Annotated in this window: 22 protein-coding genes and 1 tRNA gene; 9 read left to right on the top strand and 14 right to left on the bottom strand. The window is 40.6% G+C overall.

The window, feature by feature from the left end; all coding sequences use genetic code 11:
* Positions 1–1,353 (bottom strand): YagK/YfjJ domain-containing protein, encoded by a 1,353-nt coding sequence (locus FB6_RS00800; protein WP_174558178.1) that lies wholly within the window; start codon positions 1,351–1,353, stop codon positions 1–3.
* Between the two features lie 232 nt (positions 1,354–1,585).
* Positions 1,586–1,798, bottom strand: coding sequence for a helix-turn-helix transcriptional regulator (locus FB6_RS00795; protein ID WP_174558177.1), 213 nt, complete (start codon positions 1,796–1,798; stop codon positions 1,586–1,588).
* A gap of 110 nt (positions 1,799–1,908) precedes the next feature.
* Here FB6_RS00795 and FB6_RS00790 point away from each other — a divergent pair, with 110 nt between their 5' ends.
* Entirely contained in the window at positions 1,909–3,273 is a 1,365-nt protein-coding gene (locus FB6_RS00790; protein WP_174558176.1) for a hypothetical protein, read from the top strand.
* Between the two features lie 464 nt (positions 3,274–3,737).
* Here FB6_RS00790 and FB6_RS00785 read toward each other — a convergent pair whose 3' ends face one another.
* The gene (locus FB6_RS00785; protein ID WP_174558175.1) at positions 3,738–3,998 is read right to left on the bottom strand and encodes a hypothetical protein; all 261 of its coding nucleotides are present in this window, start codon (positions 3,996–3,998) and stop codon (positions 3,738–3,740) included.
* Between the two features lie 63 nt (positions 3,999–4,061).
* Complete coding sequence (locus tag FB6_RS00780) at positions 4,062–4,253, bottom strand: hypothetical protein (protein WP_174558174.1); 192 nt, start codon at positions 4,251–4,253, stop codon at positions 4,062–4,064.
* A 386-nt stretch (positions 4,254–4,639) separates the two neighbouring features.
* Here FB6_RS00780 and FB6_RS00775 point away from each other — a divergent pair, with 386 nt between their 5' ends.
* Complete coding sequence (locus FB6_RS00775; RefSeq protein WP_174558173.1) at positions 4,640–4,867, top strand: hypothetical protein; 228 nt, start codon at positions 4,640–4,642, stop codon at positions 4,865–4,867.
* 138 nt (positions 4,868–5,005) lie between these two features.
* A tRNA-Thr gene (locus FB6_RS00770) sits at positions 5,006–5,081 on the top strand.
* A 91-nt stretch (positions 5,082–5,172) separates the two neighbouring features.
* Here FB6_RS00770 and FB6_RS00765 read toward each other — a convergent pair.
* The 3 genes from FB6_RS00765 to FB6_RS00755 form a co-directional block, all read right to left on the bottom strand.
* Positions 5,173–5,994 carry an SAM-dependent methyltransferase gene (locus FB6_RS00765; RefSeq protein WP_174558172.1) on the bottom strand — a complete coding sequence of 274 codons (822 nt, stop codon included), beginning with the start codon at positions 5,992–5,994 and terminating at the stop codon, positions 5,173–5,175.
* Between the two features lies 1 nt (position 5,995).
* Entirely contained in the window at positions 5,996–7,294 is a 1,299-nt protein-coding gene (locus FB6_RS00760) for an FAD-dependent oxidoreductase (protein ID WP_217427313.1), read from the bottom strand.
* Between the two features lie 429 nt (positions 7,295–7,723).
* Complete coding sequence (locus FB6_RS00755) at positions 7,724–8,611, bottom strand: pirin family protein (RefSeq protein ID WP_174558171.1); 888 nt, start codon at positions 8,609–8,611, stop codon at positions 7,724–7,726.
* Between the two features lie 305 nt (positions 8,612–8,916).
* On the opposite strand from FB6_RS00755, the gene ycaC reads away from it, so the two are divergent.
* Both ycaC and FB6_RS00745 read left to right on the top strand, forming a co-directional pair.
* On the top strand, positions 8,917–9,543 hold the full coding sequence (ycaC, locus tag FB6_RS00750; protein ID WP_174558170.1) for an isochorismate family cysteine hydrolase YcaC: 627 nt from the start codon (positions 8,917–8,919) through the stop codon (positions 9,541–9,543).
* Positions 9,544–9,663: 120 nt separating this feature from the next.
* Positions 9,664–10,587, top strand: coding sequence for a LysR substrate-binding domain-containing protein (locus FB6_RS00745; RefSeq protein ID WP_174558169.1), 924 nt, complete (start codon positions 9,664–9,666; stop codon positions 10,585–10,587).
* An 81-nt stretch (positions 10,588–10,668) separates the two neighbouring features.
* Here FB6_RS00745 and ahpC read toward each other — a convergent pair whose 3' ends face one another.
* The gene (ahpC, locus tag FB6_RS00740) at positions 10,669–11,232 is read right to left on the bottom strand and encodes an alkyl hydroperoxide reductase subunit C (protein WP_174558168.1); all 564 of its coding nucleotides are present in this window, start codon (positions 11,230–11,232) and stop codon (positions 10,669–10,671) included.
* Between the two features lie 153 nt (positions 11,233–11,385).
* On the bottom strand, positions 11,386–12,024 hold the full coding sequence (locus FB6_RS00735) for a TetR/AcrR family transcriptional regulator (RefSeq protein ID WP_174558167.1): 639 nt from the start codon (positions 12,022–12,024) through the stop codon (positions 11,386–11,388).
* Between the two features lie 137 nt (positions 12,025–12,161).
* Between FB6_RS00735 and FB6_RS00730 the strand changes: the two genes are divergently transcribed.
* A complete protein-coding gene (locus FB6_RS00730) occupies positions 12,162–12,638 on the top strand; it encodes a hotdog fold domain-containing protein (protein WP_174558166.1) in 477 nt (158 codons plus the stop codon).
* Positions 12,639–12,715: 77 nt separating this feature from the next.
* Here FB6_RS00730 and ssb read toward each other — a convergent pair whose 3' ends face one another.
* From ssb to FB6_RS00715, 3 genes are all read right to left on the bottom strand, one after another.
* A complete protein-coding gene (gene ssb / locus FB6_RS00725) occupies positions 12,716–13,303 on the bottom strand; it encodes a single-stranded DNA-binding protein (protein WP_174558165.1) in 588 nt (195 codons plus the stop codon).
* Between the two features lie 51 nt (positions 13,304–13,354).
* Positions 13,355–14,719 (bottom strand): MFS transporter, encoded by a 1,365-nt coding sequence (locus FB6_RS00720; RefSeq protein WP_174558164.1) that lies wholly within the window; start codon positions 14,717–14,719, stop codon positions 13,355–13,357.
* Between the two features lie 153 nt (positions 14,720–14,872).
* Positions 14,873–15,958, bottom strand: a complete 1,086-nt coding sequence (locus FB6_RS00715; protein WP_174558163.1) for a DUF475 domain-containing protein — start codon at positions 15,956–15,958, stop codon at positions 14,873–14,875.
* A 237-nt stretch (positions 15,959–16,195) separates the two neighbouring features.
* Here FB6_RS00715 and tenA point away from each other — a divergent pair, with 237 nt between their 5' ends.
* Positions 16,196–16,867, top strand: coding sequence for a thiaminase II (gene tenA, locus FB6_RS00710; protein WP_174558162.1), 672 nt, complete (start codon positions 16,196–16,198; stop codon positions 16,865–16,867).
* 317 nt (positions 16,868–17,184) lie between these two features.
* Here tenA and FB6_RS00705 read toward each other — a convergent pair whose 3' ends face one another.
* Together FB6_RS00705 and FB6_RS00700 are read right to left on the bottom strand one after the other, a co-directional pair.
* Positions 17,185–17,526 carry a GlpM family protein gene (locus FB6_RS00705; RefSeq protein ID WP_174558161.1) on the bottom strand — a complete coding sequence of 114 codons (342 nt, stop codon included), beginning with the start codon at positions 17,524–17,526 and terminating at the stop codon, positions 17,185–17,187.
* Between the two features lie 65 nt (positions 17,527–17,591).
* Positions 17,592–17,945 (bottom strand): DUF1304 domain-containing protein, encoded by a 354-nt coding sequence (locus FB6_RS00700; protein ID WP_174558245.1) that lies wholly within the window; start codon positions 17,943–17,945, stop codon positions 17,592–17,594.
* 253 nt (positions 17,946–18,198) lie between these two features.
* Between FB6_RS00700 and uvrA the strand changes: the two genes are divergently transcribed.
* Positions 18,199–21,030 (top strand): excinuclease ABC subunit UvrA, encoded by a 2,832-nt coding sequence (uvrA, locus tag FB6_RS00695; protein WP_174558160.1) that lies wholly within the window; start codon positions 18,199–18,201, stop codon positions 21,028–21,030.
* A gap of 136 nt (positions 21,031–21,166) precedes the next feature.
* Positions 21,167–22,009: an AbiJ-NTD4 domain-containing protein gene (locus FB6_RS00690; protein WP_174558159.1), complete on the top strand. Its 843-nt coding sequence runs from the start codon at positions 21,167–21,169 to the stop codon at positions 22,007–22,009.
* Position 22,010: the final 1 nt, after the last annotated feature.

The following is a 22,010-nucleotide window of genomic DNA, read 5'->3' as shown; positions in this document are numbered from 1 at the left end:
TTATACGCCCTCCTGCTTAGCATTCACGACAGGTCTACCCATTTTTTTAGAAAAATCGTCAGCGACATTTGTACCAAATACACGAGTAAAATAGGCTTTTTTACTGCTTAATTGCCGTTCTTTTTCCTCATCTTCCATCACTCGCTTATGTACAATAAACTGATCTCTTTTAGTAATATATCGAATGGTTTCAATTAGAATTCGATATTTGTCTTGATCATTACGCTGTAGTGTACCAATACCAATCTCTGCATATTTTCCATTATGCGCATCAAGATTGCAGTTATGATAAGCACCCTCACTACCAACCACTTTTTTCCAAATTTCACCAATCTGCTGTGCCAACTTAATATCCTGTGAATGCTCACGACCATCCAGAAAGAAAAAACAGTGGTAGTGATAACCTGTTTTTTCAGCAAACTCTAATTTCCAGATGTACCCCAATACATGCAAATTTTGGGTACGCTTTATATAACGAAGGCATGTACGTAAATCTTCTTTAACTTGGGCAAGGCTCGGATCTTGTATTTTCCCATAGCGAAAATCGACACGTATAACCACGATTCTTGAATGGTTAGCAAGTACTGCATCTACACATTTCATCGCCATTTTTTGCTGATATCGTGAACGATCACTACGTTTCTTTTGCTGATACTTAAATGCTTGTTCTTGAGTGAGCTGATACACACGCTCAATAACTTGATTCATCAATTCAGCAAAGATAATAAATATCTGTGTTCCATCTGAACTTTTCACAGCAAAAAGATCATTTGGAGAGTTAAAAAATGAATGCAAATCTCTATGATCACATTGGCCTAGAATTTCATTAAAGGCCTGCACAACAATTTTATTATGCTCACAATCGTATTTTTCTAGTGGCCCAAAGCCTTGTCCAATCACATTCTTTAGTAATGCAATTAGGGTCTTATCAACTACGCCATAATTATTCCCAGCTTTTCGGAGAATATTGTTTGGATGTAATTCTTTATAAGCCTGTACCAGTTGCTTCTCTATTATTCTTTTAACTAACGCTATCCGAGCAAATATTTTCTCAGCTTCAGGATTTTTTCGAATCACATAATGCTCATATTCTTCATCGAATTCTGTTAAATAATCCAAAACCAACGAACTTGTATGCTGATCATCTGTTGCTTTTAAACATTCATCATACATCGGATTGAGCAATGACAATTGCTGTTCTGGTGTTGCTGTAATCTGAATTGATCGATCTGCTGGATCAGTGTCAACTATTTCAGTAGTTGGATTGAGAAATGGTTCAGGTACTAGTGTTAAGTACTCACTGGGTAAAGTATTGATATGGTTATTACTCATAACATAGGGTGATTGATTCATGATAATGGACTCATCAGTAATGCATCACATTCAAGCTCGTGCCTACTTGTCATATTAAATATCTATATAATTTAATTAGTTATGATTAATATCTAACATATTAATCGTATAAGTTACACAAATAGCCGAATGCAGATCACACCATAAACCCATAGTATAGAAACACGGGACTTACGGTGTAATCGTGGTAATAGGTTAGTTTTGGGTGTGTCAAGTTATCGCGCTGATCGCATCAACTTTTTCTGGAATTTAACCAGTCAATAATGTCCTGCTCGAACCAACCAATAGCCGATAAACTCAGCTTTATAGGTCGAGGAAATGAAGCATCATAACGGTTCGATTTGGGGTTGATTTTCTCGTAGATGGTTGATCGACCTATACCGCATAACTCAAGTACTTGCTTGAGGCGAAGGATCTGATTTGTTTTGATTTCTGTAGTCTGCATTGTTTACTCCGATTTAAAACATGTGTGGATGTCTTTGAATGTAAATGTGCAGTAAAATCGCCAGAAACTTCAGAAAAACAAGTTTCCGAATTGTTAAGTAGTGTAATCAAATGAGTAAAACCGTAGTCTTTGACCATGTCATATATCGAATTGCCCACCCTGTTATGCAAAAACTAGTCAATCAAGCTAGACAAGCTAAAGAATTTCAGGCGGATTTTCCTCATCTCTACGAGTATATAAAACAAGTCAAAATACAAATATATATGAGATTAATTGAACAGCTCACAATCAAATATCAAGAAAAGACCAATCTTTCTGCAGAAAATATAAGGAGAAATGTTGAAAAAATTATTATTGATCGGAAATTACTCAATCATATCTTAGGGTACTGTCAAACTCATGGGCTTTATTTAGCAGATGAATACTTAATTCATGATCTATTACAACACTATGAGGTAAAGAAAATTTTTGACGATTCTTATAATTTTTTCTGGGAACAAATCCATGAGTACAAACAACTAACTGATGACCAATTTTTACTATCTGATTTTTTACCTGTTTATTTAAAAAAAAATAATTATTACTTACCTAATCTTTTCCCTAACTGGGACGTTGAAGAACTTTTTTTAGATTATTTAAAAATTTTGCTTCACTATAAAAAATTTAACAATGAAATAATCGAGGATAATCATCCAACATATGAAGATGCCCAACAAACCTTATGTAGCTTATTTAAATACGACTCACCGTTACCTGCATACAACAAATCTTTTATTGATGCTTCATCTTATGACCTACAAGCAACCTCGCCAGAGTACCTAAATTTAAATATTCACTTAGATGAAGACCCAAACAATTTACCATCACTCATAAGTGACTTCTTACATCATTTGAATGCCAGAAAAGTCGATCGCCAACGAAAAGGCTTTAATACCTCAATGCCTATTAATGAAGATCAATTTAAAAAAATATATCATTTACAAACTCAAATTGATGTAGTTGTGAATGCATCATCATACCTAAAAAGACCTGATACTATTCTAACGGCTCTTATCAGCTTAATTTATTATGACCAAATTTTTAAACGTAAAATTTTGGAAGGCGATCCATTACGATATCAACGCTTTAATTATTTAAAAGCAATCATTGATAATACAGAGGTAGAAATTCCAAACTGGGTAAAAGAAACAGTTAATTTTGATGCTATTCAAGACATGCCTAACTGGATTAATAGAAAGAATGATTTCAATCTGTCTCATCTCATGGAAAAGTTACGAGAGTTAGTTCAAACCCGTGATGATTTCAAAATTAGTACTATCCCCCAAAATACCGCCACGGAAAAAATTGAAAGCATTTTTTGCTCTTACGATGGTATTGCCGAGCACCACAAAATTAGTAAAGATAGCTTAAAAAAAATTATTCCAGATACCCTGAAGGCACTTTCATCAAAATTGGAAACAATCATATCACTCTAAGGCTGCAAACATCTTAACAGACGGTGTTGATACGCCAATGCAGCAAGTTTATGGTTTTAAATCGCCTGTTAGCTTCTAAAGCATATGGACAAATTTATTTTTTTACAGTCTGCTAATAATTGTGAGCAAAGCGAACAAAGCAATTAGTAAAATATATACTTAAGAAGATAGCAATCTTTTCTAACTGATTTAAAAACTGTGTATATCCATGAAACCTACCGAATAGTTTTTTTACCAAGAAACCTACTGAATAATTTTTGCCAATTTTCTATAAAATAGAGTTGCGGGGGATGATTGGGGGATCGATCAAAAAAATATAAAATTTATTTATTTATTATCAATATCTTGAGTGAAAAATATGATTCCCTCTTTCGCCAAATTTTCAAGAACTGCAATCCAAAGCAGTGCATAAAAACAATTTGGCTTCAAATTCATAATGAAACCTTGTTAAAAAAACAGATTTTTTATTTCTCTTCAAAATATTTTTTACAACCTTCAAAAAACTGTTCATTGAAATTCATGGATGGATCATCTTTATCATCATCACATTGGTCTACAGACTTTAAGTGATCATGTGCATAGCGATAACCATAATATTGTTCGGTACCCTCCTGAAAACCACCAAATGCTGGAGTTTTCATGGACTGATAATACATCCATCCAGCAATCACGATAATGATCAGCACCACCACAACACCAATCATTTTGACCTGTTTGGTTAGCATCTTATTCACCTCCTCTACTCTGCTGACCATTCCCTCAGACAAACACCTAGATCGACATACTTGCTATTTCTGTTGTCGCAATGGGTTTTCAGGTTGCTCATGAGGTTTCTTTTGTGGGTTGCCTGCGTCAATATGCTGATTAGGTTGATCCGGCTGGGGATTGGGTGGATTGGGATGTTTCTGCTGATCAGGCTGTTGAATGACTGGAACGGGTTGTTTTTGCTGGTCTGGCTGTTGATTATCTGATTCAGTCATGTTCATGTGTATCCTATGCATTACCCTGAATGACTTGTTCTACCACATCGTTAATCTACGCCTTAAATCCCATCATCCAACTACAGCTGTGTTTCAATTTCCATCATTGTAACTGTGAATTTTCTAGATAATTGATCTGCCATGCCCCTCATGTCCGCCACTTCACATTAGTTACCAAAAACCTTCAAAGGCCGATCTTTCATTAACATACGGTATAAATGGCACAATTACTGCACATTCTTCTTTAGAGTTCTGGGGCTAAAAAAACTATTGAAATATGATCATATAAATGCAATATTTCCATGATAACAATCATATAACAGAGCCTTGAATCGAACGAAAAAAAGCACATTGAACACATAGAAAACTGCTATTCGGGAGTGAATATGAATACCAGCAATAATTATGTCAAACAAATCAAGAATGCTAAACGTGGCGGTTATACTCCAACACTTGCGAAGGATATTAATAAACATAAAATTCAAAAGGCAATTCGACTTATTGAACAATGGCGAAAGCTCGCCAACGAACTGAAACCGCAAATGCAAATTGATATGGCTCTCACCTTGGAAGAATGTGCTCAAGATCTGGATCACATTTTAAGGAGTAAATAATTTTCTAAATTGAAAAGCATTTATTTAATTGACCAGATGGCCTGGAAAAATTAACGTCTCAAAATCAGGTCATCGCTTTCAATCGGTCATTTTTTGGCTTGCGTTTTCAATAAAATTCGCTATTATTCTCTGCACGTTGCCGGCATAGCTCAGTTGGTAGAGCAACTGACTTGTAATCAGTAGGTCCACAGTTCGAATCCGTGTGCCGGCACCATTTTATACTTAGCCTCGCTTTTTAGTGAGGCTTTGTTGTTTTTAGGCTTCTACTTTCTAAAACAATAATCAAATTGAGCTGTTTCTACGCGTTATGATTTTTTCGCACTGATCTGCACATAATTGACCAACCCATCCAGATAAAGCTGCTGACAGAGCTTTGCAGTCATGCGAATTTTAAAGGTATCCAGTCCGATGCCTTGCTTTGGCAATTGCTGAAAATATTGAGAAAAGCCATGCAGCACCGGTTCAGATAAATCCCGGATGTCGATCTCGCTAAAACCATACATCTCTAAAGTCTGTTTACATGCTGCTGCCGTCAGCAGGTTATCCAGCTTTACATCAGCCAACTTTAATAGCCACTGGTACTTCTGCTTTTGAAGTGCATTTAACGTGTGCCATTTTTCAGACAAAATTAAATCATGAAAACCCAATCTGCCTTTTGAATTTAAAACGCTGCTGATCGAATCGAGGAATGAATTTAAATTGGAGTGATAAGCCGCATCAATACACAGCACCACATCAATGCCCTGAGTAAACGGAAGCTGTTTTAAATTTAAAAAAGAGTGCTGATAAATCGCAGCAATGTGCGGAAAATGGGTCTGAATTTGGCGTACGCAATTAGCTTGTAATTCTACTGCTTCTATATGCCGAACCTGATAGTGCTGTTGCCAATACATCAGACTTGCTCCCTGCCCGCAGCCCAAATCCAGCAAGCGGTCATTTGAGCTTAAAGCAACAGCTTGTGCCAATTGATCGGCCAACTGGCGACAAGCCTGAGGATAGGAAGCTGTTGCAGCATCCCAATAGCCCAAATTACTCCAAGCAAGTGCAGCATCATCTCCCAGCTGTTTCGCATTAATCGCATATTTATGCTGTGGAAACTGCTGACGAATCGCTTGGAGCCATTTCATATTAGTAGCCGAGTTGGGGAGCAACCTCAACTTTAGGATTTAATCCCACAAACGGCAATGGGGCTTTGAAAATTTCGGCAATATGCATCGCTGAAGTGACAGCAGACTCTAGAATAGGCAAACCTTCACACGACCATGAACCACAATAAAAGACTTTACGATTGAGATCTTTATGACGTTGTTGTAACTCTTTGTTTAAAGCTACGGTCTGTGAATCCACTACGGCACGGGTAAGTGTCACACTGGAAATGATTTTTTTAGGATCAATCTCGGTCACTGGCTGCCAGGTCTGGAATACTGGTGTTTTACCCACCAGACTTGGTTCGACCGAATTCAGCCACACGGTAAATTGTTGACGGGTAAATTTACGGTCCATCATATAACTGAGTACTGCCCAATCTTTACGTTTTGGCGGCATCACGGTTTGATCAGTATGAATCACTAGCTGACCTTGCTCAAACTTGAATTTCTTCAATAGCGCAATATCATCAGCAAATTGTTCATTATCCAGGAACTTTTCAATCTTATTGGTTGGTGTAGCGACAATCACACGATCAAAAATGCGTTCCTCACCGTCAGCATTTTTAACCAATACACCATTGTCCTGTTCTTTAATTTGAGTGATAGCAGAACCATTGCGAATATCAATGCCTTCAATCAGCTTGTCTACCAAGGCAGGTGTACCGCCCTGTAAACGTAACAGCGCATCGCCATTGGTTAATTGACGCAAGAACAGCAATAGCGGTTTTGCTGGCCATTCACCAATGGTTTTAGGATTACAGGTACAAATAGTGTACAACACAGGCATCACTGCACCATGCCAAAAAACTTCTTCAATATCATTGCTATTGATAAATTCAGCCAACGTAATCTCTTGATCTTTCGACTTGAAGAATTTGGCAATCGCTGTTTTCAGCTGCAGCATGCCTTTCACCAGTCGCCAACCGTATTGCTGGAGGCCTTTACGGTTATTAATAATCGGAAAATTACCAATGCGGCTGCGCGAGGTGGTGAGCCAGGTTTCTGTGCGGTCTTCAAATAACCAGCTACATGCCATATAGGTACGGACAGGAAAAGTTTGGATACCCAGATGAGTTGCCAAACTCAAGGTGTTTTTCCACAAATGAGGGTTCATGACACGCAAGGGAGCATCAATCAGACCACCTTCGAATTCTATGCTATGACTGTCCATACCACGACCCGGTAAGGCTTCAAAAATTGTAATGCTATGTCCTGCATCTTTGAGCATTCTTGCGGTAGCCAGCCCCGCCATGCCACTACCAATAACTGCAATATCCAAAATTATTATCCGTCAGTTACACATAAGATTACTGAAATTATGAACCAAGCATACGAAAAAGGCGGTATTAAAATATTCCAGAATGTGTCTTTTTAACAAAACTCATCAACATGAAGACAAAGTAGAAATTTACCCTTATTTATACATTAAAAAATCAAAAACTTTTAAACAAAATAATTATTGTTTTTCAAACATAAACTATAAAAATCCTTTAAAAAAAAATGATCTATATTAACCATTTTTATAACAAACGTTTTACAGTCAACTGAAATAACATTATTATACGCCACATAATAAATGAATAATATCTTCACATTTTAATCATCAACTAAGATGCCAATAGGCCAATAGTAAAAAATCCAGTTCGCAAAAAAGCCCCTCAATTTTCAGGGGCTTCTTCTTTTTGATGCCGGGATTTAAAGATCAGTATTAGGCTGTGACGGGTATTTCACCAAACTTACCGCTATTAAAATCATTAAATGCTTGAATGATTTCATCTTTGCTATTCATCACAAAAGGGCCATAACCTTGAATCGGCTCATTCAGCGGCTGTCCGGTGAGCACCAAAAATTTACTGTCCTGAAGCGCTTCAAGCTGAATCTCCGCTTCACCATCTTTGGCAAACATGACAATCGAGCTGTCCTGTACATGCTGGGCACCATTCAACTGCATTTCACCGGCCAAGACCACCACCAGTACAGTGTGATCAACAGGCACATGCAGATGATGAACATGCTCGGCTTTTAACTCGCCATCCCAGACATTGACCGGACTATGCGTAGTCGCCGGACCGACCTGTTCGGCATGATCCGCTATATAACGACCGGCAATCACCCGGATATAGCCGGCATCATCTTCAAGTTCAATCACAGGAATATCCTGTGCGGCAATGGCTTGATATTTAGGTGCAGTCATTTTGTCGGCGGCAGGCAAATTCACCCACAGCTGTACCATTTCAAACAGACCACCACTTTTAGCAAACTCTGGTGAATGAAACTCTTCATGCACCAAACCCGCCCCTGCTGTCATCCATTGCACATCGCCGGTTTTAATGGTTCCACCACCGCCGGCAGAGTCTTTATGCGTCACTTCACCTTTATAGGCCAGAGTGACTGTTTCAAAACCACGGTGCGGATGGGAACCGACCCCATGCTGCTGGGTCGTTGGGCTAAAGTGATAAGGTGCGGCATAATCCAGCAGCAAAAACGGGCTAATGGCCTGTCCCAGACGGTCATAGGAAAACAGGTTTTTCACCGGAAAGCCATCGCCAACCCAATGCATATTTTGGTTGCGGTAAACGCCAATAATTTTTTTCATCTCAAACTCCTATCTCTAGGAAATAATATGTGCCTATCTTAGATTTTTTAAAGATGTGAACCTAGCCATGCGGCAATATACTGCGTCTCAAGAATAGGATAGTTGGATTTTTATCAGCAAAATTAATACAAAAAGTCATTTAATTCACATAAATCCATTTATTGTCCTATATATATGATGATTAATCCTAATCTATGGGCTTCACCCTCTGCTCATCGCTCATTACCATAAAAACAGATCGGAGCTTATATGACTGATTTGAACTGAATATCTCATACTTCTTCATACACCATAGGAATAGAAAAATGGGTAAACCATATGTTCGTTTAGACAAAGATAACGCAGCAGTTTTATTGGTGGATCATCAAACAGGACTGCTTTCACTGGTTCGTGATATTGATCCTGACAAATTCAAAAACAATGTCTTGGCTCTGGCTGCAGCGGCTAAATACTTTAATCTTCCTACTATTTTAACCACCAGTTTTGAACAGGGCCCAAATGGTCCGTTGGTGCCAGAACTGAAAGAAATGTTTCCTGAAGCGCCTTATATTGCCCGTCCGGGTCAAATCAATGCCTGGGACAATGAAGACTTTGTCAAAGCGGTCAAAGCCACCGGTAAAAAACAGTTGATTATTGCCGGGGTAGTGACTGAAGTCTGTGTGGCTTTCCCTGCGCTTTCTGCGCTTGAAGAAGACTTTGAAGTCTTTGTGATTACCGATGCTTCCGGTACCTTTAACCACTTAACCCGTGATTCTGCATGGGATCGTATGTCAAATGCTGGCGCACAATTGATGACCTGGTTTGGGGCTGCATGTGAATTGCACCGTGACTGGCGCAATGACATTGAAGGATTGGGAACCTTGTTCTCCAATCATATTCCTGATTATCGCAACCTGATTAATAGCTACAATCAGAACAGCACTCAAAAATAAGATTTTTTCTTTTAAGAAAAGCGGTCTTAGGATCGCTTCTTTTATCTTACCCACTCTCCGTTATCTGGCTGATTTTCAGCTAGAATAAAGATTCTTTAATCCTGTTTTTGAGAATGATGTATGCATTCATTTGATGATTATTATTACTTTTTCCTGGTGGTGAAACACGGTGGATTTAGTGCAGCAAGTGAAGTCAGCAATATCACCAAATCAAAACTCAGCCGACGCATTTTAGATCTGGAAAGCCAGTTTAATGTCAGCCTGATTCAACGTTCTACCCGCCATTTTAAAGTGACGCCATTGGGTCAAGAATTTTATGAGCAATGTTGCAAAGTCATTGATCAGGTCGAATGTGCCAATAGCGTTTTACTGAAACAGAAAAGTGAACCACAAGGCTTGATCAAGATCAGCTGTCCTGCCGTGATGATGCATTTTCAAATTCGCAGCTTATTGAATCAGTTTTTAAAAGATTATCCCAAAGTCCAGATTGAACTAGAGCTGACCAGTCGCCGGGTCGATCTGATCCATGATGATATCGATTTGGCCATTCGCACCAACTTCCAGGCCAATGAAGATTCCAGTCTAATCGTCCGTGATGTGATTAAAACCACCCATTGTCTGGTGGCCAGTCCGGAACTGTTACAAGGACGACAGATTCAGCACTTTACCGAATTACATGAATTTCCGAGTATTGTTCTAGGCACGCAAAAATCACAATATTATTGGCATTTACACAATCGCGAGCATGAGGAAGTGATTGATATTCCCCTGCAACCACGGATTAAAAGTAATGATCTGGCTGGTGTTTACTATGCGGTACGCGATGGTTTGGGCATTGCAGATTTACCTTATTTGGCGGTTGAACAAGATCTTCAACAAGGTAAATTAATACATGTGTTACCTGAATGGTGCTCAAACTTAGGAACGGTACAACTGGTCTATGCATCCCGCAAAGGCCAACGCCTAGTGATGGAAAAATTGATTGATTATCTGGTCGAAGGTTTAAGGAACTTAGCCACGGATCATCATGGTTATACCATTTAATGACTAATCGCAGATAAAAAAATCCAGAACTGAAGTTCTGGATTTTTTATGGAAGAGCGGGAAAAATCGCTCTACTTTAGCTTAGATTTTACCAATCAAATCAATTGACGGCGCAAGGGTAGCATCACCTTCTTTCCATTTTGCCGGACAAACTTCACCTGGGTGTGCATGAACATATTGTGCTGCTTTAACCTTACGTAGCAGTTCCTGAGCATCACGACCAATACCACCGGCATTGATTTCGATAATCTGGATTTTACCTTCTGGGTCAATCACAAACGTACCACGGTCTGCCAGACCATCAGCTTCAATTAACACTTCAAAGTTTTTTGCTAAAGTCCAGGTTGGATCGCCAACCATTGGGTACTGGATTTTTTTGATTTCTTCAGAAGAATCGTGCCAAGCTTTATGGGTAAAGTGAGTGTCAGTAGACACTGAATAAATCTCTACACCCATTTTTTGGAATTCAGCATAGTTATCCGCTAAATCGCCTAATTCTGTTGGACATACAAAGGTAAAATCTGCAGGATAGAAGAAAACCACCGACCATTTGCCCATCATGTCTTTTTCAGAGACTTCAATGAATTGGCCATCTTTATATGCGGTTGCGTTGAATGGTTTTACTGCAGTATTAATTAAACTCATGAACTATTCCTCTAACTCGTTTCTGGAAGTGCTTATCTTGTGAAACTAGAATACGAAAGTTTTCAAAATAGGTAAAACCGTACTTTTTCATAAAAATTATCGGATTTTTAGATTTATTATTTTTATTAAATTGAGCTTTTTAATCGAAGTAAGCTATTCCGCGATCATCAACGACTTATTCAAATTGAGAGCTTGCCAAGCCGCTGCAGCCAGTTGCACTTTGTATTGTGAAGGCAATGTCTTCACTTTTCCCGATAACCAGGCACGACAGTAACTTTCTGTTGCCCCCATGACCAGGGACAGCATCAGTTCTTTAGGCAAATGTTCCAGCAGCTGTTTTTCAGGTTGCTCTGCAAGCCAGGCCTGCAGTGCTTTATTTCGCTGGATATTTTGCTGATTTAGCTCCGCCTGAAAGCTGCCCTGACGCATATTAAAATTCGCAGCATATAAAAAGCGCGCAAAGTCTGGATAGCGCTCTACCCAATCTATATATGCCCAAAGAATTTTCTGTATACCATCTTGCAAAGACACCGCATGTTGTAAAACCTGCATACGTCCATCGTACTGATCTTGAAGTGCAGCCAAATACAGAGCAGCGACTAAACCATCTTTATTCTTAAAATGATGATAGATCGCCCCAACACTCGCTTCTGCCCGATCGCGCACCATTTCAATAGTTGTTGCTTCTATACCCTGTTCTAAAAAGCACTGCATTGCTGCCAGCAGGATTTCCCGTTTCAGTTCTGCACGACGACCGTTATAGATTCGTTCCAGTAATTCCCTATTGGACATATTGAGCTTCCTATTTGTTGCCTACATCATAAAAACAATGCTGACCATTTTAAAGAGCAAGCACGTCATTCTTGCCATTAACAGAATAATATTCTGTATTAGAATTTTATTCTGCAATTCAACACAGGATATAAGCCATGAGTCAGGCATTAAAAATATGGAACACCCTCACCAATAAACCGGCAGGTAAATGGACATTTTCGAAAATGCTCTGCTTAAAAGCCCCCTACTTCAGCAGTATTTCTCCAATATTTGATGAATTAAAACCAAACTATTGTGAGCTGCATATAAAAAAACAGCGTGCCGTGCTGAATCATATCGGTACAGTGCATGCTATTGCCATGTGTAATATGGCTGAGTTGGCTGGTGGTACCATGACTGAAGTCAGCGTCCCCAATACACATCGCTGGATTCCTAAAGGCATGACCGTCGAATATTTAAAAAAAGCCAGCACAGATTTAACCGCTGTGGCTACACCGGCAAATCCTGATTTTGTATGGAATGAAGGCAGTGAATATCTAGTCCGTGTTGAAGTCAAAGACACGGCTCAGGATGTTGTGTTCCGTGCCATCATTACCATGTGGGTTTCTGCCAAGAAACAAGGATTAAAGTAAAATCACTGATCAATCACTCATAAAAAAACCCTCCACAATGGGAGGGTTTTGAAAATGATTTTCTATTTTAATTGAAATTAAAATGGTAGATCATCATCTAGATCTGCCGGTGCAGCTGCTGCTGGTGCAGGCTGTTGTTTTGGCGCAAAACCACCCGGGTTGTTGTTGCCATAACTATTGCCCTGATTGTTCTGGTTGTTGTTATAACCGCCCTGATTGCCATAACCGCCTTGGTTATTATTATTGTTATAACCACCACCTTGGTTATTTTGGTTATTGAAACGAGGTTGGTTATAACCTCCGTTGTCAGCACCCTGTTCGCCCTGTTGACGGTTGTTGTCAAGCATTTGCATTTGTTCACCACGAATTTCTGTAGTGTAACGCTCTTGACCGCTTTGATCTGTCCACTGACGCGTACGCAATGAACCTTCGATATAAACTTTAGAACCCTTACGTAGATATTGCTGTGCAATTTCACCTAAGCGGTTATGCAACACAATACGATGCCATTCAGTTTGCTCTTTACGCTCACCGGTATTTTTATCAGTCCACGAATCACTCGTAGCGATTGAAAACTGGGTAAGAGAACCACCATTTGGAAAAGTTTTTGTTTCAGGATCTTTACCTAAAGTACCAACTAAAATGACCTTATTTACACCACGCATCAGACGTATACTTCCTATTTGTTTCTATGTTTTACTTTATAAGAGTTATGCTTAAATGGCTACCTCTTTACCCAACAACTGCGTTAAATCTTGTCGCGCAGCTTCATCTATAAGCTGTTTATCAATTTTAACATAAGCAAATTGCTGGTCGGACATCACCACAACCTCTTCAATACCACGAATCGCTAAAAGTTGAGAAGTCCATTCATCCGTTTGTTTTGTCTCTGGTAAAGACAATACTAATGATGAAAGATAGCGTGGCTGCGCCAGACCAAAGCTGATCAATAACCAGATCACAGAAATCACCGCCAAGATGCTCCATCCCATAGAGGTATTATTTAGTAACAAGAGTTGACCACCAATCATGCCCCCAAAAAATGCCCCTAAAAACTGGCTACTGGAATTGATACCCATAGCGGTCGCTTTAGACTGGATGGGCGCAGATTTGGATAACCACGAAGGCAGCAGAGCTTCCATGACGTTAAAGGCAATAAAGAATAATCCTAAGCCTGCCAATAAAATATATTTCGATTCATAACCAAAAATCAGTACCAGTAAGCCCAAAACAATGCCGCCAATAGCAGTCAGGAAAATGCCGCGCATTTTGCGATATTTTTCCGCCAGAATAATACTTGGAAAGGCAAAAAACAGGCTAATGACGAGCAAGGGCAAATACACCAGACCATGACTGGATAAGGGAATACCCGCAAACTGAATCAGCTGCGATGGCATATACACAAACATCGCGGTCAACAACAGATGCAAGGCAAAAATGGACACATGCAGACGATTTAGATCGCCCATTTTCAAGACCTGTTTTAGCTGTGCAGCATAGCCTTGTTGGTAATTTTTATGATGACGTGTGACCTTCGGAACAAATAACAACATCGAAATGGCAGCCAAGCCCATAATGGTGGTGACCCAGAACAGTCCTGAAATTCCCACCAGACTGGTCAGCCAAGGCCCCAGACTGAAAGCGACCATAAAGGACACCCCAATACTCATGCCCATCACGGCCATAGCCTTGCTACGCTGTTCTTCACGGGTGACATCGGCTAAAAGTGCCATCACCACCGCAGAAACAGCACCACCACCAGCAATGGCACGACCTACTATCACGCCATAAATACTCTCAGACATTGCCGCAACGGCGCCGCCTAATGCAAACAGTAATAAACCGATAATCACCAAAGGCTTACGGCTAAAACGGTCAGCCAGTAAGCTAAATGGAATCTGTAAAATGGCCTGAGTAAGACCATATACCCCGACAGCCAAGCCAATCAGCACTGGGGTTGCCCCTTGATATGACTGTCCTGCCACAGAAAATACAGGAATAATCATGAACAAGCCCAACATACGCAGTGCAAAAATACTGCTTAAGGCAAAGGTTGAACGGCGTTCTAAAGCATTCATCATATCAATAAGTTTGGGTCTGGCTGTGAGTTGAATTTCTATCGGCTATCCTACAACATTCATGTTATGGATGTTAATTTATTCCAGAATGAGCCACCATAAAAAAGGACGCATTTTTATGCGCCCCCTATTGTAACCATTTTTCTTAAAAAACGATTAACCGATCCGTTCTTGACGTTTCGTATATTGAATAGAAGCAATCACTGCCCAGACAATAAAGGCCACACCAATTAAACCGGTGACCACTTCCGGGACATGCACACCTGTACCACTAGCAAGCATAATCAAGGCTAAGGCACCAATGGCGTAATGCGCACCGTGTTCAAGGTAAATATAGGCATCCAAAGTACCTTTTTCTACCAAATAAATGGTCATCGAACGCACGAACATGGCACCAATTGCCAGACCCAGCATAATGATCACCACATCTGAAGTAATGGCAAAAGCACCAATCACACCATCAAAACTGAAGGATGCATCAAGAACTTCCAGATAAATAAAGCCACCAATACCCGCTTTAATTACCCCGGTGGCTGCACCACTGGCATCATGACCCACGGCATTGCCGTCTTCATCAATTTCAGGTTCGCCGCCCAGCATGTGACTAAGCACCTGAACACCAATGTAAATCACAATTCCCCAAATACCGGCCATAGTGACCGCCAGACGCATCGCCTCGTCGACATTGGCTGCCATGATCAACAAGCCAATTAAAGCCAGAAAGACGGACATTGCCGGTACATTGGCCAAATTGGATAAACGTGCTTCCAGCCATCTAAACCAATGGGTATCTTTTTCACTATCCAGAAAGAAATTCAAGAATACTAATAACAGGAATGCACCACCAAATGCTGCAATTTCAGCATGATGGGCAATCAAACGTTCTGAATAATTTTTAGGATCGTTCAGCGCCATATTCACCACTTCCATCATGCCCATGTCGGCAGTCACCGCCACAATCACGATTGGGAAGATTAAACGCATACCAAATACGGCAACAATGATACCGACGGTTAAGAAAATCATTTTCCAGAAATGATCCCAACCGCGCAGCACCGAGGCATTAACGACTGCATTATCGAAAGAGAGCGACACTTCCATGACTGCTAAAATGGCAGTAATGGTCAATGCCGTGAACATGGTCTTTAACCCTGCTTCTGGGCCATGGGTAAAACCCCAGTATGCAGATATAGCCAGACACACGATCGTAAAAATGATTGAGAAACCAAAATGTTTCATCATGATAGATCGACCTATAGACAGATATTTATATCGAGTGAATTCGGTAAAACTTAAAAAGAGAGCTTAAGATTTTATGGGCCCAATTATGACGACTTTTTGCTATTAAGCCAAAGTTCTTCGTATGATTTTTTTGAATAGATTTCCACGATTGCGGTGATTAGATATCTTCACCTGTAGACTCTTGTTATAGTGCCGTGCTCTACAGATTGTCGTTTGATGCTTTTTTAGGAATATGAAATGCGCTTTACTCAAGAGTTATGGCAACGCAACCTGGCTTTATATGGAAAAACCTTGGCTTTGCCATTTAATCAGGAACTTGCACAAGGCACATTAAACAAGGATGTGTTTAGCCATTATGTCATTCAGGATGCACATTATTTATTGGCCTATGGGCGTGCGCTGGCCGTATGTGCAGCAAAAGCCTTTAGCGCTGAAGACGTGATTCAGTTTGCCGATGCCGCCAAGATTGCCATTGTAGTGGAACGCAGTCTGCATGATGACTTTATGCAAGCATTTGAGATTACTAAAGAAGAATTCAGAACTACCCCACTGACCTTGGCTTGTCATCATTACACTTCATTTTTAACTGCCACCGCCTGGTCAGAAAGCTATCCTGTGGTATTGGCTGCTTTATTACCCTGTTTCTGGATTTATGCCGAAGTGGGTAAGGCCATTGTAAACAATTCCATTGCAAATAATCCTTATCAGGCCTGGATTGATACCTATGCCGGTGAAGACTTTAATTTAGCAGTCAGTCAGGTGATTGCCACGGTGGATAAAATCGCAGCCCGTTGTGATGCCGATACTTTAGAAAAAATGCATCATGCCTATACGACGGCAGCCAAACTGGAATGGCTGTTCTGGGATAGTGCTTATGATCAACGACAATGGTTGGGTTTGGATGAATAGCCTTACTTTCATCATTCATTTTTCAATCACGAAAAGTTCCTCATAAAGCCAAAATAAAAGAGAAATTGAGCAGATATTGGATTCGCGAGTGTGGCATGGATGCCACACGTTTCCCATCACGACAAGGACGTCGTGTATGGGAAACAAAAGGTTTTTGGCTACTTTTGGCCTTTCAAAAGTAGCAATATTGCCTACGCAAAGGCATCAAAATTGAATCCATCAAATGATGGCAGTGCTAATAAAAAAAATCTAATATTGAATATTTTGTGATTTACATAAACTATCTAATTAAAATTTATAAAATTAGTTATTTGCTTTTAATTTTGAAACAACTGCCAGCCATAAATCAGCCCTGCCGCAGCCACAATCCAGCAAACCATCGCCACACCCAAACACGACCACATAGACATCTTTGTTGCCAGTACATAAACCATCAACAAATACATCGCATAAGGAATTAAAGACCATAAACCAAACAGGGCTGTTTTCTGTAAGGCCTCGGCTCCCTGCTGCTGCGACACAATCACATGTGCAATCAAGGCAAACGTCGGAAAAAGGGGCACCAGACCGGCAATATAAAAAGCTTTACTCTTGGAAAGAAGGGAAATAATCAGTACAACCGCTGCCCCTAAAACACATTTCAAAAATAAAGACAGCATGCCTACTTATTTCCTATAAATCTCTTGATTAAGTTGCATAGTCTACGCTGCAAAACCGCTTTTGCTTAGACTAAATTTACGACCACTAACGCAATCAATGCAGGCAGCGCCTGGATATACAAAATCTTGCGACTTGCGGTGAAGGCCCCATAAATACCGGCCACCAGTACGCAGGCCAAAAAGAAATTCGCCAGTGCTGTGGCATAGGCAGCGGGAGCAAACAGTGACCAAATCAGTCCTGCGGCCAGGAAACCATTATATAAGCCCTGATTTTGCGCCAGCACCTTGGTAAGTTTTGCCTTTTCAGCCGTATTGCCAAAAGCTTTCATGCCCACAGGCTTATCCCAAAGAAACATCTCCAGAATTAAAAAATAAAGATGTAAAACAGCAATCAAGGCCACCAAAATTTTCCCAATAATCATGTGATTTTCCTTTTTTATTTTGAAGTATCTTATCTGGTATTCACTCAAGCGTTATACAATGATCTGACCTTTCAGTTCAGCTGGATTGATGCGAGTTGAGCTATTTATTCACTAAAAGAACATCTATCGTTTTTAACATATATAAATTTGACCGTCACAGTCTGACGTTTAATTTTATTTAAATACAGCTTGAACATTTTTCATGCGCTATCATATATAACCTTCTATTTGTACATTACCGAGATGTTTTATGAGCCAAAGCCACATCCGTATTCGAGGCGCACGTACCCATAACTTAAAAAATGTGTCACTCGATATTCCACGCGACAAATTCGTGGTCATTACGGGACTCTCAGGCTCTGGTAAATCTTCCCTTGCCTTTGATACCTTATATGCCGAAGGTCAGCGTCGCTATGTAGAATCGCTGTCTGCCTATGCGCGTCAGTTCTTGTCACAAATGGAAAAACCTGAAGTCGACTCGATTGAAGGTTTAAGCCCCGCCATTGCCATCGAGCAGAAATCGACCAGCCATAACCCGCGCTCAACTGTGGGAACAATCACGGAAATTTACGACTATTTACGTCTCTTATATGCCCGTGTCGGCACACCCTATTGTCCAGAGCATGACTTGCCAATGGTGGCACAAACCGTATCGGAAATGGTTGATGCGGTAAAAGGTCTGGAAGAAGGTACTGCTTTAATGCTACTTGCACCGGTGGTGCGTGAGCGTAAGGGTGAATACAGCAACCTGTTTGAACAACTGCAAAGTCAGGGTTTTGTCCGCGCCCGTGTAGATGGTGAAATTGTTGAAATTGACACACCGCCCGAACTGGATAAAAAGAAAAAACATACCATTGAAGTGGTGGTCGACCGTTTTAAAGTTCGCGATGATCTGGGCAACCGCATTGCCGAATCCTTTGAAACCGCGCTACGTTTAGGTGGTGATATTGCGATTTTGGCCTGGATGAAGGGCGAGCAACCGGAACGGGTGTTCTCTGCCAAGCACTCCTGTCCGGAATGTGATCGTGCCGTCGCGGAACTGGAACCGCGTCTGTTTTCATTTAATAACCCCTTTGGCGCCTGCCCGGTCTGTGATGGGCTGGGAACACGTAGCCATTTCAGTGCTGACAAACTGATTCCAAACAATGAAGTTTCAATTAGTCAGGGCGCGATTCGCGGTTGGGACAGACAGCGTCCTTATTACTACAGCATGATTGAAAAAGTCGCAGCCCATTTTGGCTTTTCTCTAGATACGCCGTGGAATGAACTGGATGCCGATACCAAAAAGAAATTCCTTTACGGTACAGGCAAAGAAAAAGTCGATTTAAGTTATATCGATGAACGCGGTCGCAAGCATAACCGGGTGCAACCTTTTGAAGGGATCTTGCCACATCTGGAACGTCGTTACCGTGAAACTGAATCGAATTATGTACGTGATGACCTGGCCCAGTATCTGTCCAATGCGGCCTGTGATGCCTGTGGCGGTTCACGTCTGAATGAAATTTCCCGTAATGTCCGGGTCAAAGACAAAACCATTGCGCAAATTACTAAAATGTCGATTGGTGATGCGGAAAGTTACTATCAGGATCTCAATCTTGAAGGCGCCAAAGGTGAAATTGCCGACAAGATTTTCAAGGAAATTCGGGAACGTCTGCACTTTCTGGTATCCGTCGGTTTGAATTATCTCAGCTTGTCTCGCTCTGCCGAAACCCTGTCTGGCGGTGAAGCACAGCGCATCCGTTTGGCTTCGCAAATTGGTGCCGGCTTGATGGGCGTGATGTACGTACTGGATGAACCTTCGATTGGTCTGCATCAACGTGATAATGACCGCCTGCTTGAAACGCTGGTGCGTTTACGTGATTTGGGGAATACCGTTTTAGTGGTTGAGCATGATGAGGATGCGATTCGTGCCGCCGACCATATTATTGATATTGGTCCGGGTGCCGGTGTGCATGGCGGTCATGTGATTGCCGAAGGTACTTATGATGAGCTGGCGGACAATGAAAACTCGCTCACCGGTCAATATCTTTCAGGCAAATTAAAAATTGAGGTTCCAAAAGTCCGCACTCAACCGCCAAAACCGGAAGAGCAAATCAAGCTGATGGGTGCTGCCGGTCATAACTTGCAGAATGTTGATTTAACTATTCCTTTGGGTGTGATGACCTGTGTCACTGGGGTTTCTGGTTCAGGTAAATCGACCCTGATTAACCGGACCTTATTACCGTTGGCCGCAACACAGTTGAACGGTGCAACCACCTTAACCGCAGAAAAATTTGATTCGATTGATGGCTTACAGTTCCTCGATAAAGTCGTGGATATTGACCAAAGCCCGATTGGACGTACCCCGCGTTCTAACCCTGCCACTTATACCGGTTTGTTCACGCCAATTCGTGAATTGTTCGCGCAAACGCCGGAAGCCAAGGCACGTGGTTATGCTGCCGGTCGTTTCTCATTTAACGTGAAAGGTGGTCGTTGTGAAGCCTGTGAAGGTGATGGCATGATTAAAGTCGCCATGCACTTCTTGCCGGATATGTATGTGCCTTGTGATGCCTGCCATGGTAAGCGTTATAACCGTGAAACTCTGGAAGTGGGTTATAAAGGCAAAAATATTTCTGACGTACTGGAAATGACCGTTGAAGATGCCATGCATTTCTTTGATGCCATTCCTGTGATTCACCGCCGTCTGGAAACCTTAAATCAGGTAGGTCTGGGTTACATCCGTTTGGGTCAATCTGCGACTACCCTTTCTGGGGGTGAAGCACAGCGTGTGAAACTGGCGCGTGAGTTGGCAAAACGCGATACAGGTAAAACCCTGTACGTACTGGATGAACCTACAACTGGTTTGCATTTCCATGATATTGCTAAGCTGCTCGATATTCTGCATGAGCTACGTAACAAGGGTAATACCATTGTGGTGATTGAGCATAATCTGGATGTGATTAAAACTGCCGACTGGGTGATTGACCTGGGTCCTGAAGGCGGTGCAGGTGGCGGTATGATTATTGCCGAAGGTACACCAGAGCAAGTGGCGAAGAATAAAGTGTCACATACAGCGAAGTTCTTGAAGCCATTGTTGAAATAATTTATTAAATCCTCCCCAACCCTCCTTTTTCAAAGGAGGGAACTTTCCATATTTGCTATGAGGTTTCCCCTCTTTTTAAAGAGGGGTTAGGGGAGATTAAAAAGTAAAATAGAAAATTAAATTTATTGGGGAAATAATGCGCTTTTCAGAAAAATACGGATATAAACCTGTTCGGGAAGTGATTCTAAAAGAAAAAACAAGTGATGAGCTATTAAATAAGATTTGGAATATCATTACCTTATATATTTTTAATAAATATGAAAAATCATCCAATAGTATTGAGATTGGCTTATTAAACAACAGTAATCTAAATAACTTTTTTGGTAGCTTATATCACTATCAAAAAAAACGTATTGATCAAATGCCAATCTACATCATTGAAGCAATTGATGAATTAGATGTCATATTTTTTAATGAATATGAATGGTATGAAATTTATGATTTCTTGGAGTTTTGTTTAGATGCATACCCATTTCAAGACATAAAAAATCATTTTATAGCTGAAATTAATAGAATACTTGAAGAAGAAAATACGGCTTATCGTATTATTGAAAATAAAGTAATTGAAATTACCTCAGAGCAAGAAATCCAATCCATAGAAGAAGCATTAGCCAATACCAACCCATATTCGGGTGTCCAACAACACCTCAACCAAGCTCTAAAACTCATGTCAGATCGTCAAAATCCTGACTATCGAAATTCAATTAAAGAATCTATCAGTGCTGTTGAATCAATTTGCAAAATAATCACAAACGATGAAAAAGCAACTTTAGGAAAAGCTTTAAAAATTGTTGAAGATAAATTCGGACTACATCCTGCTTTAAAAGGTAGTTTAAGCCAACTGTATGGCTATACTTCTGATGGTGACGGTATTCGCCATGCAATGCTAGAAGAATCAAATTTAACTTATATCGACGCAAAATTTATGCTGGTTGCATGTACTAACTTTATTAATTATTTGATTGAGAAAACTAAATAAA

It is taken from the genome of Acinetobacter bouvetii, from assembly GCF_902753875.1.
Lineage (GTDB): Bacteria > Pseudomonadota > Gammaproteobacteria > Pseudomonadales > Moraxellaceae > Acinetobacter > Acinetobacter bouvetii_A.
This window is presented reverse-complemented; position numbering and strand designations above follow the sequence as displayed.